This window comes from Novosphingobium aeonii, from assembly GCF_052279045.1.
Lineage (GTDB): Bacteria > Pseudomonadota > Alphaproteobacteria > Sphingomonadales > Sphingomonadaceae > Novosphingobium.
On the sequence record NZ_CP176832.1, the window covers coordinates 149051 to 161764 of the forward strand.

11 protein-coding genes and 1 tRNA gene are annotated in these 12714 nt (G+C 63.1%); 7 read left to right on the forward strand and 5 right to left on the reverse strand.

Going from position 1 to position 12714, the window contains the following annotated elements; translation table 11 throughout:
- The first annotated feature begins 97 nt into the window (after nt 1-97).
- The 3 genes from ACLIMP_RS00795 to ACLIMP_RS00805 all read left to right on the forward strand — a co-directional run bounded on the left by ACLIMP_RS00795 (nt 98) and on the right by ACLIMP_RS00805 (nt 2484).
- On the forward strand, nt 98-478 hold the full coding sequence (locus ACLIMP_RS00795; RefSeq protein ID WP_324696904.1) for a hypothetical protein: 381 nt from the start codon (nt 98-100) through the stop codon (nt 476-478).
- A gap of 233 nt (nt 479-711) precedes the next feature.
- Nucleotides 712-1221 (forward strand): hypothetical protein, encoded by a 510-nt coding sequence (locus ACLIMP_RS00800; RefSeq protein ID WP_054439558.1) that lies wholly within the window; start codon nt 712-714, stop codon nt 1219-1221.
- 111 nt (nt 1222-1332) lie between these two features.
- Nucleotides 1333-2484: a glycosyltransferase family 4 protein gene (locus ACLIMP_RS00805; protein ID WP_185998940.1), complete on the forward strand. Its 1152-nt coding sequence runs from the start codon at nt 1333-1335 to the stop codon at nt 2482-2484.
- 18 nt (nt 2485-2502) lie between these two features.
- Here the strand turns inward: ACLIMP_RS00805 and ACLIMP_RS00810 are convergent, their stop codons facing one another.
- Nucleotides 2503-2940, reverse strand: coding sequence for a hypothetical protein (locus tag ACLIMP_RS00810; protein WP_054439557.1), 438 nt, complete (start codon nt 2938-2940; stop codon nt 2503-2505).
- A 92-nt stretch (nt 2941-3032) separates the two neighbouring features.
- On the opposite strand from ACLIMP_RS00810, the gene ACLIMP_RS00815 reads away from it, so the two are divergent.
- From ACLIMP_RS00815 to ACLIMP_RS00830, 4 genes are all read left to right on the forward strand, one after another.
- A complete protein-coding gene (locus tag ACLIMP_RS00815) occupies nt 3033-4355 on the forward strand; it encodes a replication-associated recombination protein A (RefSeq protein ID WP_054439556.1) in 1323 nt (440 codons plus the stop codon).
- A gap of 9 nt (nt 4356-4364) precedes the next feature.
- Nucleotides 4365-5249: a hypothetical protein gene (locus ACLIMP_RS00820; protein ID WP_443477991.1), complete on the forward strand. Its 885-nt coding sequence runs from the start codon at nt 4365-4367 to the stop codon at nt 5247-5249.
- 79 nt (nt 5250-5328) lie between these two features.
- Nucleotides 5329-7065: a DUF885 domain-containing protein gene (locus ACLIMP_RS00825; protein ID WP_420719890.1), complete on the forward strand. Its 1737-nt coding sequence runs from the start codon at nt 5329-5331 to the stop codon at nt 7063-7065.
- 100 nt (nt 7066-7165) lie between these two features.
- Nucleotides 7166-7241: transfer RNA gene (locus tag ACLIMP_RS00830), tRNA-Thr, on the forward strand.
- A gap of 403 nt (nt 7242-7644) precedes the next feature.
- On the opposite strand, the gene ACLIMP_RS00835 is transcribed toward ACLIMP_RS00830, so the two are convergent.
- The 4 genes from ACLIMP_RS00835 to ACLIMP_RS00850 all read right to left on the reverse strand — a co-directional run bounded on the left by ACLIMP_RS00835 (nt 7645) and on the right by ACLIMP_RS00850 (nt 12582).
- Entirely contained in the window at nt 7645-9282 is a 1638-nt protein-coding gene (locus ACLIMP_RS00835) for an arylsulfatase (protein WP_443477992.1), read from the reverse strand.
- Nucleotides 9283-9488: 206 nt separating this feature from the next.
- Nucleotides 9489-10601, reverse strand: a complete 1113-nt coding sequence (locus tag ACLIMP_RS00840) for a sulfatase-like hydrolase/transferase (protein ID WP_443477993.1) — start codon at nt 10599-10601, stop codon at nt 9489-9491.
- Nucleotides 10502-11002, reverse strand: coding sequence for a sulfatase-like hydrolase/transferase (locus ACLIMP_RS00845; RefSeq protein ID WP_443477994.1), 501 nt, complete (start codon nt 11000-11002; stop codon nt 10502-10504). The genes ACLIMP_RS00840 and ACLIMP_RS00845 overlap by 100 nt, the downstream gene beginning before the upstream one ends.
- A gap of 512 nt (nt 11003-11514) precedes the next feature.
- Nucleotides 11515-12582, reverse strand: a complete 1068-nt coding sequence (locus tag ACLIMP_RS00850; RefSeq protein WP_185998640.1) for an acyltransferase family protein — start codon at nt 12580-12582, stop codon at nt 11515-11517.
- Nucleotides 12583-12714 lie beyond the last annotated feature (132 nt).

Consider the following 12714-nt stretch of genomic DNA (forward strand, 5'->3'; position numbering starts at 1 on the left):
CTTCGATCCGGTTCAGAAGCGGGGGCGTAGAAGAAACTCAACAAGGGATGAGACCCCGGCCCCTCCGGAGCACCTTCCCCGCAAGGAGTTTCGACCAATGACCTTCTTCCGTAACGCGACCATTACCGCCGCTCTTGCCGCCACCGCGCTTGCCGGCGCCACTCCGGCGATGGCCCGCGACTATCATCGCGGCAACGACAATACCGCAGCCGTCGCCATCGGCGCGGGCGTGATCGGTCTGGCTCTCGGCGCGATCATCGCCTCGAACAGCAACGATCATGACCGCGATCGCGATCGCTATTACGACAGCAGCTATGCCTATACCCCCAGCTACGGCAGCGGCTGGGAATATCGCGACGGCTGGTACTGGGACCGCGATGGCGGGCGCCACAGCCGTGACGATTACTATCGCAACCAGCGCGGCGATTATCGCCGGGGCTACGACCATGACCGTGGCGACTACCGCCGCGGCTACTGATCCCACGAGCCACCGAGGCAGGCGGACAATACCCCTCGCCGCCTGCCAGAGACGCCCGGCCATTCCTCCTGGCCGGGCGTCTTTCGTTTGCATCCCGGCGAAAGCGCGTCTCGCCTCGTCCTGTACTGAACGGAAAGTTCACCCCTAGTTCAGTGCCCCCAGGCGATCCTGACAATCCAACGTGCCCGCTGATTCCGCCGTAACTTGGTTGGCCCGGAAAGGAGTGCGATATCATGAAACTGACTTGGAAGACCCTGGGTCTGGCCACCGCCCTTGCGGCATCGGCCCTGACCGCATCGGCGCCCGCGATGGCGCGCGATTACTACGATCGGGGCGGCAACGATGCTGCCGTGGCCATCGGCGCCGGAATCATCGGCCTGGCTCTCGGGGCGGCGCTCGCCGACCGGGATGATGGTCGCTATTACGATCGCGGCTATTACGATTCCCGTCGCTACGTTACCGTGCGCGATCGGCCGGGCTATTACTATTATTATGAGGGCGCGCCCAACCGCTACTACCGCGATCGCTACTACGACCGGTACTATGCCCCCTACTACCGCGACCGTTGGGCCGGCCGGGACCGCTGGCGGGACGACCGTCGCGGCTGGCGGGACGATCGTCGTGGCTGGGGCCACGATCGCCGCTGGGATCGCGGCCGGGATGGCTGGCGGGACGATCGCCGGCGGGACTGGCGCAGGGATGACCGGCGCCGGGACGATCGCCGCAGGGATTGGCGCCGCTAGGCGACCGTCCCCAAGGCAATGAACGCAGTCGGCGGTTTTCCGCAGGTTCCCACACGCATCCGTGAAGTCCACTCGCCAATTGCAGCGAGGGAGGCTATGGGGCTGCCCACCATGGAAACCGCCGACCTGCGAATTGCCCTTTTTTCGGGCAACTACAACTATGTCCGTGACGGAGCGAACCAGGCGCTGAATCGCCTCGTCGGCTACCTTCTGCGCCAGGGCGCGCAAGTTCGCGTCTACGCGCCCGTCGTCGACAATCCCGCATTCGAACCGACCGGAGATCTCGTCGGCATCCGCGCGATGCCTATCCCAACGCGTTCGGAATACCGGATGCCCTTGTCGATAGCCGGCAAGGCGCGGCGCGATCTCAAGGAATTCGCGCCGAACATAGTCCATGTCTCGTCGCCCGATCCGGTTGGCCATCAGGCCGTGACCTGGGCCCGCAACCGCAAGCTGCCCGTACTCGCATCGGTGCACACGCGTTTCGAGACCTATCTTCGCTATTACAACATGGCCTGGGGCGAGCCGCTGATCGAGGCGATCCTGCGCCGCTTCTACCGCCGCTGCGACGCCCTGGTGGCGCCTTCGGAATCGATGGCGCAGCTCCTGCGCGAGCAGCGCATGAACTACGACGTGTCGATCTGGTCACGCGGGGTCGATCGCGAGATCTTCAACCCCGACCGGCGGGACATGGCGTGGCGTCGCAGCCACGGCATTGCCGATCATGAGGTCGTGGTCGGCTTCCTCGGCCGGCTTGTCATGGAAAAGGGTCTCGACGTGTTTTCCGACACGCTTGACGACCTGCGCCGCCGCAACGTCGCGCACCGGGTTCTCGTGGTCGGCGAAGGCCCTGCCCGCGAATGGTTCGAGGCACGCCTTCCGCAGGCTGCCTTCGTCGGTTTCCAGCAAGGCACGGACCTCGCCCGCGCGGTCGCCGGCATGGACATGCTGTTCAACCCCTCGGTCACCGAAACCTTCGGCAATGTCACGCTGGAAGCCATGGCCTGCCGCCTGCCGGTCGTGGCCGCCGCCGCAACCGGCAGCCAGAGCCTGGTCAGCGATCACGCTTCCGGCAGGTTGATCCCGCCCGGCGCGATCCACCAGTTCGCCGAAGCGCTCAAGGCCTATATCGAAAGCCCTGCCCTGCGCGAAAGCCACGGCCTGGCCGGCGAAGCCCGCGCTCTCGAATTCAGCTGGGACCGCATCAACCAGGCCGTCGCCGATACGTATGTCCGCCTGATCCGGCAGCGTACGAAGCGCTGACCGGCCCCCGCGCGCCCGTCAGGCCAGTACCCGGCGCGTCCGCATCCTGACGGCATACCAGAGCAGGAACACCGCCACGGCCCAGATGGTCGCCGTCAGCGCAATGCTGCCGGCGCCCTTCATCATGTCGGGCACGTCGGATAGGAAGGGATAGAGCTGGTTCACCGCAAGCCCGAGCAGCGAGATCGTGAAGGCCGCGACGGCCCAGCGCGAACGCAGCAGCAGGAGCAGCGATCCCGCCAGCCCACCCCAGACACCGAGCGCCCAGGTCACCACGGTCCAGGTCGGCGCGGCGTCCAGCCAGTCGATCATCTCCGGCGATAGAGGCGCCATCCACTGCGGGTTGCGCGTCACGGTCATGGCGAAATCGGTACAGCCGAAGGCATTCCACAGCAGCGAGACGAGGCCTACCACCCACAACTGCCAAGGCGCCCTGACGCGCGTGGATCCGATCATCTCCCGTCCCTTTCGTCCCGTTTTATGGACAGGCAGGCTACTCCTGCCGCCGAACCGATGCAATTGCGCGCCATAATCGCTAGATAGCTCCCATGGCCGACCTTTTCGCCGACGATCTTCCGCCCTCCCCCGCGCCTGACGCCCCGCGCGAGGATGCCCCGCTCGCCGACCGCCTGCGGCCGCGCACGCTTGCCGACGTCGTGGGACAGGAACACCTGACCGGGCCGGAAGGACCGATCGGCCGCATGGTCGCGGCGGGCCGCCTGTCCTCGATGATCCTCTGGGGTCCGCCCGGCACCGGGAAGACCAGCATCGCACGCCTGCTCGCCGATGCGGTGGGCATGCGCTTCACCGCCGTCTCCGCGGTATTTTCGGGCGTGGCAGACCTCAAGAAGGCATTCGCCGAAGCGGATCTCGCCGCGCGGGCCGGCCAGCGCACGCTGCTGTTCGTGGACGAGATCCACCGCTTCAACCGCGCCCAGCAGGACGGCTTTCTTCCGTTCGTCGAGCGCGGGACCGTCACTCTTGTCGGCGCCACGACGGAGAACCCCAGCTTCGCACTCAACGCCGCGCTGCTCAGCCGCGCGCAAGTGCTGATCCTGCACCGGCTCGGCCCCGAGGCGCTCGGTGCATTGCTCGACAAAGGCGAAGCGCTCGAAGGCGCGCTTCCGCTCGATGGCGATGCGCGTGCCGCGCTGGTGGCATCGGCCGACGGGGACGGACGCTTCCTGCTCAACCAGGCCGAGACGCTCTATTCCGCGAAAATCCCCGAGCCGCTCGATCCGGCCGGACTGGGCCAGTTCCTGCAACGCCGCGTGGCGGTTTACGACAAGGACCGGGACGGGCACTACAACCTCATCTCCGCGCTTCACAAGTCGCTGCGCGGCTCCGATCCGCAAGCCGCGCTCTACTACATGGCGCGAATGCTGACGGCGGGCGAAGAGCCTCTTTACGTGCTGCGCCGCCTCGTGCGCTTCGCCAGCGAGGACGTGGGACTGGCCGATCCGCAGGCGCTGGTCCAATGCCTTGCGGCCAAGGATGCCTACGAATTCCTCGGCTCTCCCGAAGGCGAACTGGCGATCGTGCAGGCCTGCCTCTACCTCGCCACGGCGCCGAAATCGAACGCGGCCTACACCGCGTTCAAATCCTCGTTCAAGAGCGCCCGCGAAACCGGCTCCCTCGCCCCGCCCGCCAATATCCTCAACGCGCCGACCAAGCTGATGAAGGACATCGGCTACGGCAAGGACTATGCCTACGACCATGACGCGCCTGACGGTTTTTCGGGCGACGACTACTGGCCCGAAGACATGGCACCGCAGACCTATTACCAGCCGGTGGAACGCGGGTTCGAACGGGAAATCCTCAAGCGCCTGGAATGGTGGGACCGAAAGCGCGCCGAACGCCGCGCGGAATAGGGCAAACTCATGCCGCGCTTCCGGCATTTCATGGGAATCGACTGGTCCGGTGCACTGGGACCGCGGCAAAAGGGCATCGCGGTGGCTCTTTGCGGACTGGAAGGCCCGCCCGTCCTGCTGCGTCCGCAAGGTCATGTCCACTGGTCCCGCGAGGATGCGCTTGACCTCCTGCAACGGGGCCTGCCGGAAAACACGCTCATCGGCCTGGACCTTGGCATCTCACTTCCCTTCGCCGATGCAGGCGCGTTCTTTCCCGGCTGGCCGGCAAGCCCTCCCGATGCCCGCGCGCTATGGGCGCTGGTCGATGCCATCTGCGCGACTGACGGCCATTTCGCGGCGACCAGTTTCGTCGATCACCCGGAACTCAGCGCATTCTTCCGCCGTCACGGCGGCCGGGAAGGCGTGCACTTCCATCTGCCGGATGCGCCGGATCGAAGAGGGCGCATGCGCGTGACCGAACGGGCGCAGGCACGCGCCGGCTGCCGGCCCTACTCCAACTTCAACCTGGTCGGAGCCGCGCAAGTCGGCAAGTCCAGCCTCACCGGCATGCGGCTGCTGCACCGCCTTGGCAGATCCCTGCCGGTATGGCCGGTCGATCCGCTCCCGAAGGCGGGATCGGTGGTCACCGAAATTTACACGACCCTCGCTGCCGTCGCCGCAGGACGCCCAGCGGGCCGGGCCAAGATGACCGACCATGATGCGCTGAACGGCGCCCTTGCGGGACTTGGCTCTCCGCCGGTCGAGGGCCATGGCCCGATAGACGATCACAGCGCCGATGCACTCCTCACCGCCGCCTGGCTACGCATCGCCGCCCCGCGCGCGGACTTGTGGAAACCCACTGATCTTACGGAGGAACTGGCCCGTACCGAGGGCTGGACCTTCGGCGCGCCTTAGCTCACAACCTGCGCCATCGGGGCCCGGCGAGATTTCGAACGCCATGGCCCCCAACATGACTGACAGGGACTGCCCCGCTATGAAGAACACGCTGCTGGCAGGCATTGCCTGCCTTGCCCTCGGCCTCGGCGCGCAAATGCCTTCCGCCTTCGCCGCACCCGCAGCCACATCGGCGGCCGCCGAACTCGGCAAGCCGGCAACGCCGTGGAAAGCCTTCGTCAACCGCACCATCGAGGCCTGGATGGCCCAGGACCCTTCTTTCGCGGTCTATCAGGGCGCTCACCAGTTCGACGGCAGGCTTCCTGACTGGAGCCCCGCGGGCCTCAAGGCTAGAGGGGATTTCCTTCGCAAGGTGATCGCGCAGGCCGGCGCTTTCAACGCCCTTTCCGCCGAAGACCGGTTCGAGCGCGATTATCTGGTGCAGGTGGCCAAGGGGCAGTTGTTCTGGCTGGAAGACGCCGACAAGCCCCATACCAATCCCGGTTACTACATCGAGAACGGCCTCGACCCGAACGTCTACGTGAGCCGCGGCTATGCCGACAAGCCTACCCGCATGAAAGCCATGATCGCCTTCTTCAAGGCCGTACCCAAGGCTGCTGCCCAGATTCGCGGCAACCTGAAGACGCAGATGCCCGCCAGCTTCATCAAGCTCGGGGTCGCAGGCTTCGGCGGTTTTGCGGAGTATTATCGCGGCGATGCCCGAACCGCCTTCGCCGACGTGAAGGACGCAAGGCTGCAGGCGGAATTCAGGACCAGTTCCGAAGCGGCCGCGAAATCCATGCAGGATCTGGCAGATTGGCTCGGCAAGGCAAAGCCGACGCAGGACTTCGCATTGGGCGCGGCCCGCTTTTCCCGGATGGTGGCCGCCACCGAGGCGGTGGACGCGTCACTGGATGAACTGGAGGCGGTGGGGCGCGCCGATCTCAAACGCAACCAGGATCTCCTCAAGGCCGCCTGCGCGGAATATGCGCCGGGCAAGGACATCCAGGGCTGCTTCGACAAGATGCGCGCCGACAAGCCGGAAGGTGGCCCCGTTGCCGCAGCGCGCCTGCAGATTCCTGAACTGACCGCCTTCGTGCGGCAGCACGACATCGCCACTATACCCGGCACCGAACAGGCCCTCGTCGAGGAAAGCCCGCCCTACAACCGCCAGAACTCCGCCTATATCGATCCGGCCGGTCCGCTGGAAAAGGGCATCCCCTCCGTCTATTATATCTCGCCGCCCGACCCATCGTGGTCCCAGCAGATGCAGCAGGACTATATCCCCGGTAAGGACGACCTGCTGTTCACCTCGGTCCACGAGGTGATGCCCGGCCATTTCCTGCAATTCCTGCATTCGAACCGCTCGCCTTCCTGGGTAGGGCGCCTGTGGGTCGGCTACGCCTTCGCGGAGGGCTGGGCGCACTATGCCGAGGAAATGATGTGGGACGCCGGGCTCGGAAACGGAGACGCGGGGGTCCACGTCGGCCAGCTTTCCAATGCCCTGCTGCGCAACTGCCGCTATCTGTCGGCCATCGGCCTGCATGCGCGGGGCATGACACAGGAACAATCCAAGCGCATGTTCATGGACGAATGCTATCAGGACGAAGGCACGGCCGAACAGCAGGCCGCGCGCGGCACATACGACCCGGCCTACCTCAACTACACGCTCGGCAAGCTGATGATTCGCAAGTTGCGCGAAGACTGGACAGCCACGCGTGGCGGCCGCACTGCGTGGAAGCCGTTCCATGACGAATTCCTGAGCTACGGCGGCCCACCGGTCCCGCTCGTCCGTCAGGCAATGATGAAGGAAGCCGCGCCGCACGCGGTATTCTGAGCCTGAACGCAGATAGATACAAAAGCACTGGACCGGCGCCCCTCCCTCGCGGTAAGGGCGCCGGACTTGTTTCGCGCATCGCACATCGCCGACGCGCCGGGCCGGCTTAGCTCAGTTGGTAGAGCACCTGATTTGTAATCAGGGGGCCACGGGTTCGAATCCTGTAGCCGGCACCACTCACTATTCCCAACCTTGCCCCAAGTGGCCCCTAGATGACCGGCGCCATCGCCTGCGCGACCGTGCTGGCGAAGCGCCAGGGCGCGTGTTGATGTGGCGCGCTACGCCGACGATCAGCCTTCTCATGCCGGATGAGCCAGTGTGGAAGCGAGCGGTCAATCGCTTCCGGGGTTAGGCGGCGTGGACAAGTTCGGTGTAGCCACGGCCGCAGCCAAGAGCCGTCAATTCAAGAAGGCGAGGCGACGGAATATGTCGATATTTCCAACCGAGCCGCCGCCGAAGGGATGGCTTTGGCTACGGCCCCGAAGGGGTTGGTCTGTCGAACTTGTCCACGCCGCCTAGGCTGACCTTCAGCTTGATAAGCACCGCATTGGTCATGCAGGCACTTGCCGCACCGAACAGCTACTGGTTGCCGGCTTCGAGATATTCCTTGACGATGTTCGACATGTCGAACGAGGCACCGCCCTGGACGGGCGGATAGGCGGAAAGTGTTTTCAGGTGCTCTTGCATGAGCGCGCTCATCGGCTGGATCAGCCAACTGACTTTCTGCAGGAGATGTCCGTAGCTGTCCGAGTTGTCATAACTCTCGAAGGGGTCCATGCGGATGTTGAAGAAGAGCGGCACGGTGCGCGGAATGACGTTGGCGTAGTAGTCCTCTTTCGTAGAGAAATGCATTTTCCACACCCCCATACGCACCGCTGTGAGCTTGCTTTCGTAGTAATGGAAGATGTGGCTGCGCGCCGATTTCTTGGTTTGTCCGGTCCAGTACGGGAGGTTGTTGACTCCGTCGATGTACTGCTTCTTCTGGCTCAGCATTCTGCTTGCGACATCGGGCACCCCGGCGACCGCTGAAAGGGTGGTGAACATGTCCTGGTGCCCCTGGATGCCGTTGAGTTCGACACCCTGCGGGAGGCCTTGCGGCCAGCGCACCATCGAGATTACACGCACACCTCCTTCATAGGTGGTCATTTTCTCGCCACGGAAGGGCGTGGTACCGCCATAGGGCCAAGAGGAATGTTCCGGGCCGTTGTCGGTCGAATACCAGACCAGCGTGTTGTCGAGCATACCCTGCTGTTCAAGCCATTGCAGTACGAGGCCGATGTCTTGGTCGTGCTGCTTCATGCCCGAGCCGTGAAAGTCGGCTTCGCTGGTGTCCTCTTCGGCGGCGTAGCGCCATTCGTCGTTGAGGCGCGTGTACAGGTGCATGCGGCTGGTATTGAGCCAGACAAAGAACGGCTCGTTATCCGCCTTTGCAGCGCCCATGAATGCCAACGCCTTGGGGATTACCTCTCCCGCATCGAAGTTCTTCATGCGTTCCTGCGTGAGCGGGCCGGTGTCTTCAATGGTCTGCTTGCCCACCTTTCCGAAGCGCGGATCGACTGCGGCATCGTCCTTGGCTGTGGCACGGCAGTGGAGGACGCCTCGTGTGCCGAAGCGCTTTTCATATGTTTCCAGATCGCCCGAGAAATCCTTGCCGAAACGCTCATAATCGCGCTGCTCGGACTCCTCCTGGGTGTTAAGATGGTAGAGGTTGCCAAAGAACTCGTCGAAGCCGTGAACGGTAGGCAGGTGCTCGTTACGGTCGCCGAGATGGTTCTTGCCAAACTGGCCAGTGCGGTATCCCGCCGACTTCATGACCTCGGCAAGGCAGGGCGAAGCCGCCTGGAGGCCGAGCGCGGCACCCGGCTGGCCCACTGTCGTCATGCCTGAGCGGATCGGATACTGACCGGTAATGAAGGCCGCGCGTCCTGCAGTGCAGGAAGGTTGCGCGTAGTGGTCAGTAAACTTGATCCCTTCCTTGCCGATCCGATCGATATTGGGGGTGCGGTAACCCATGATGCCCATGCCGTAGGCCGAAACGTTCTGCCACCCGATGTCATCGCCCCATATAACGAGGATGTTCGGGCGCCTGCCGGAAACCGTCTGTGCCTGGGCCGGGTTCGAACCGATCAACGAGGATAGTGCCGGAGTCGCGGCCAGCATGCTCGATCCCAGCAGCAGCTTGCGGCGTGAGAGGCGGCTGTCGGCACCAGCCTCCATCCCATTATCGACCCTGTTCAATCCATCCTAGTCTTCGTGATTCATGAATATCCCCTTGCCTCAATGGATGCACAGGCGCGGCTGCCCACCGCTCCATTCACACTGCCAGAATTTCCGGATCCAGGGTTTGTCCCACTGCGGGAAACCCTGAATCCGGATCAAATGGAAAGATGCAGGCGCGGATGATGTCGCCCGTGGTGGAGTCGTCAGTCGTGGCCCTTGCTCATGAACTGTTCGACCACGTTGGACATGTCGAAGCTCTTGCCGCCCTGTACCGGCGGGTACTTGGCGAGCGTCATGAGGTGGTCCTTCATCATTTCGCCCATAGGCCCGGTCTGCCAGGAGACCTTCTGGATGAGGTGCCCGTAGCTGTCCGAGTTGTCGTAGCTCTCGAAGGGGTCCATGCGGATGTTGAAGACCAGCGGCTTCGAGCGGCCGACCATGTTCCCGTAGTAGTCCTCGTTGGTCGAGAAGTGCCACTTCCACGGGCCCATGCGCATCGAGGTGAGCTTGGATTCATTGTAGTGGAACACGTGGTTGCGCGCCGAGTCCTCAGCCTCGCCCTTCCAGTAGGGTAGGTTGTTCACGCCGTCGATGTACTGTTGCTTCTCTTCCATGACCTTCTCGGCCACGTCCTCTACCCCGGCTGCGGCGGCGAGTGTGGTGAACATGTCCTGGTGGCACTGGATGCCGTTCTTGAGCTGCAGCGGCTCGATCACGCCGGGCCACTTGAGCATCGAGATGACGCGCACGCCGCCTTCGTAAGTGGTCATCTTCTCGCCGCGCCAGGGCGTCGTCGCGCCGTGCGGCCATGAGGAATGCTCGGGGCCGTTGTCTGTCGAGTACCAAACGATGGTATCTTCATCGAGCCCGTTTTCCTTCAGCCAATCAAGCACGATGCCCACGTCATGGTCGTGCTGCAGCATGCCCGAGCCATGGAGGTCGGCTTCCGAGGTGTATTTCTCGGCCGCATAGCGCCACTTGTCGTTGAGGCGCGTGTAGAGGTGCATGCGGCTGGTGTTGAGCCAGACGAAGAACGGCTCATCGCTGTCCTTCGCCTTCTTCATGAATTCGAGCGCGGGAGGAATGAACTCCTTCTCGTCGATCTCGTGCATGCGCTCCTGGTGAAGCGGCCCGGTGTCGACGATCTTCTGTTTGCCCACCTTGCCGAAGCGGGGGTCTTCGGTGGGATCGTCTTCCTCGGTCGCCCACGAGTGGATTACGCCGCGCGCGCCGAACTTCTTCTCGTATTCCTCGAGGCTACCCGCGTAAGCCTTGGCGAAGGCCTGATAGTCGCGCTGCTCGTCTTCTTCCGACACGTTGAGGTGGTAGAGTTGCCGAAGAATTCCTCGAAGCCGTGATTGGTCGGCAGATGCTCGTTGCGATCGCCGAGATGGGATTTGCCGAAGTGGCCGGTGCGGTAACCCGCGGCCTTGAGCACTTCGGCAAGGCACGGCGAGGTTTTCTGCAGGCCGAGCGGGTCTCCCGGTTGCCCCACCGTCACCATGCCCGAGCGGATCGGGTACTGGCCGGTGATGAAGGCCGCACGGCCCGCCGTGCAGGACTGCTGGGCATAGTGGTCGGTAAAACGGATACCGCCATAGCCGATGCTGTCGATGTTGGGCGTGGTGTATCCCATTGTTCCCAGGCCGTAAGCGCTGACATTTTGCCAGCCAATGTCGTCACCCCAGATGACAAGGATATTGGGACGCTTTGCCATAATTTCCAACTCCACGCGTGGTGTGAAAAACGGGCTTCCCATGAGAATAGAATCGGTCTCGTGAAATGCCGAACATCAGGCCCCATGTGCTAAGGCATCACCTGGGGGCGAGGGATCGGGGTTATCCCTGAGATATCAGCGGGGTTGTCCGCGCATCGGTAATGCAGCTCTACTTTGCCGCAAGGATGGCCAATCGCGCGCGACCATCTCAAATATAGTAGAATTCAGATATCGCCGGCCTCATGTCCAAAGCGGACACCACCGTTTCTTGCGGATGTTATGAATGGGCAAATCCCCGAGCGCGGCGTCGATCTGCCCGATACTAGGTCGAAAGCGCTCTCGGAATATCCAACCGCAGCCGACGATTTCGGGCGCGGCAATGGCTTTTTCCCATGCCCTCTGCAGAGCGCATCACTGCCGGCGCTGCAGGCTTCTTCCGTCGCTGAAATATCCGCCGAACTTGCCAGGCACATGCGCACCGGACATCTTCCGGCTCGCATGCCTTGCGCAGCCTACGCTATCGACCGCGAAAGCCGGCCGCGCCAGTTTGTCAGCGCGGCCTTGATTGCGGCGCAAACCGGCGGCTCCCAGTAGTTCGCAATGACCCAGGCCACGAAGATCGCGACGCCGGAGCCAATCAGGAACGCCCACGTCGCGTTGAAGCCGATCAACCCGAGGCCGTACATGGCCGCACCCACGACCGTAGTATGGCTGAGATAGAGCGGATAGGTCAGCTTACCGAGCCCGGTCATCCATCCGGAACGCGCGGTGGATGCGTTTGCCAGCGAATCTGCCATGACCCAAACCGCAGCGCCCCAAAGGCACAGCGGAGCAACGCTGTTGTAGCTCACAACGGTCAAGGTCTTGCTGTTGAGGACGATCTCGATGGCGCCCAGCGATACCGCGAGCGGCATGAAAATCCGAGTTGCCAGCGTCGCGCGCTGTTCCGAGCGCAACCACATGAAAATGCCAAGGGCGAAGAACGAACCGAAGCGCAGAAGCAGCGCCCGTTCCACGGGAACGTAGAATTCCACGCCGCCAAGCGCCAGTATGGTCCAGATCGTGGACCACAGCGTCAGCCCCACCGCCACTTGCTCAAGGGAAACGCGCTTCTGCATCGTCCAGAGCGCGACCAGGCCATAAAACACGATCTCTACGCCCAGGGTCCAGAAGACCGGGTCGATCCACTGACCTTTCGGCAGCAGCACCATCGATTTGATGACCATCAATGGCCAACCCGCCGGTAATGCCCCGGTCAGATAGAGAAGGACCGCGGCAAGCGGCGCACACAGGATAGCCGCAGGATAAAGGCGCGAGGCGCGCCCGATCACGAACTTCGCAGGCCCACGTCCGAATGCAGAATTGGCGATCACGATGCCGGATATGACGAAGAAGATTTCCACGCCGACCCAGCCCGGCCCGCCATATTGAGTGAAAAAGGAAACGGGGCCGGACATATGCGCAATTTTGGCCGGAAACTCCTCGGGCCGAAACCAGGCCTTCGTCGCCATGTGGTGGATCAGAACCAGGCAGGCCGCAACGAACCGGATCAAATCTATGGCGTTGTAATACTTGCGCATTCTGCTCAGGCACCCCTGCGAGAAAAAAAGGGGTCAGGCAGATATCGCCAGTCGCTCCCCTTTCCCGCGGTATCGCCAAGCTACCAACCCATTGCAACAATTTAACTACAATTTGCGCCAGATTGAAGGTTT

Coding starts and splice junctions, on each gene's coding strand:
- ACLIMP_RS00795 (WP_324696904.1), top strand. CDS start 98: ATGACCTTCTTCCGTAACGCGACCATTACCGCCGCTCTTGCCGCCACC.
- ACLIMP_RS00800 (WP_054439558.1), top strand. CDS start 712: ATGAAACTGACTTGGAAGACCCTGGGTCTGGCCACCGCCCTTGCGGCA.
- ACLIMP_RS00805 (WP_185998940.1), top strand. CDS start 1,333: ATGGAAACCGCCGACCTGCGAATTGCCCTTTTTTCGGGCAACTACAAC.
- ACLIMP_RS00810 (WP_054439557.1), bottom strand. CDS start 2,940: ATGATCGGATCCACGCGCGTCAGGGCGCCTTGGCAGTTGTGGGTGGTA.
- ACLIMP_RS00815 (WP_054439556.1), top strand. CDS start 3,033: ATGGCCGACCTTTTCGCCGACGATCTTCCGCCCTCCCCCGCGCCTGAC.
- ACLIMP_RS00820 (WP_443477991.1), top strand. CDS start 4,365: ATGCCGCGCTTCCGGCATTTCATGGGAATCGACTGGTCCGGTGCACTG.
- ACLIMP_RS00825 (WP_420719890.1), top strand. CDS start 5,329: ATGAAGAACACGCTGCTGGCAGGCATTGCCTGCCTTGCCCTCGGCCTC.
- ACLIMP_RS00835 (WP_443477992.1), bottom strand. CDS start 9,282: ATGGAGGCTGGTGCCGACAGCCGCCTCTCACGCCGCAAGCTGCTGCTG.
- ACLIMP_RS00845 (WP_443477994.1), bottom strand. CDS start 11,002: ATGGCAAAGCGTCCCAATATCCTTGTCATCTGGGGTGACGACATTGGC.
- ACLIMP_RS00850 (WP_185998640.1), bottom strand. CDS start 12,582: ATGCGCAAGTATTACAACGCCATAGATTTGATCCGGTTCGTTGCGGCC.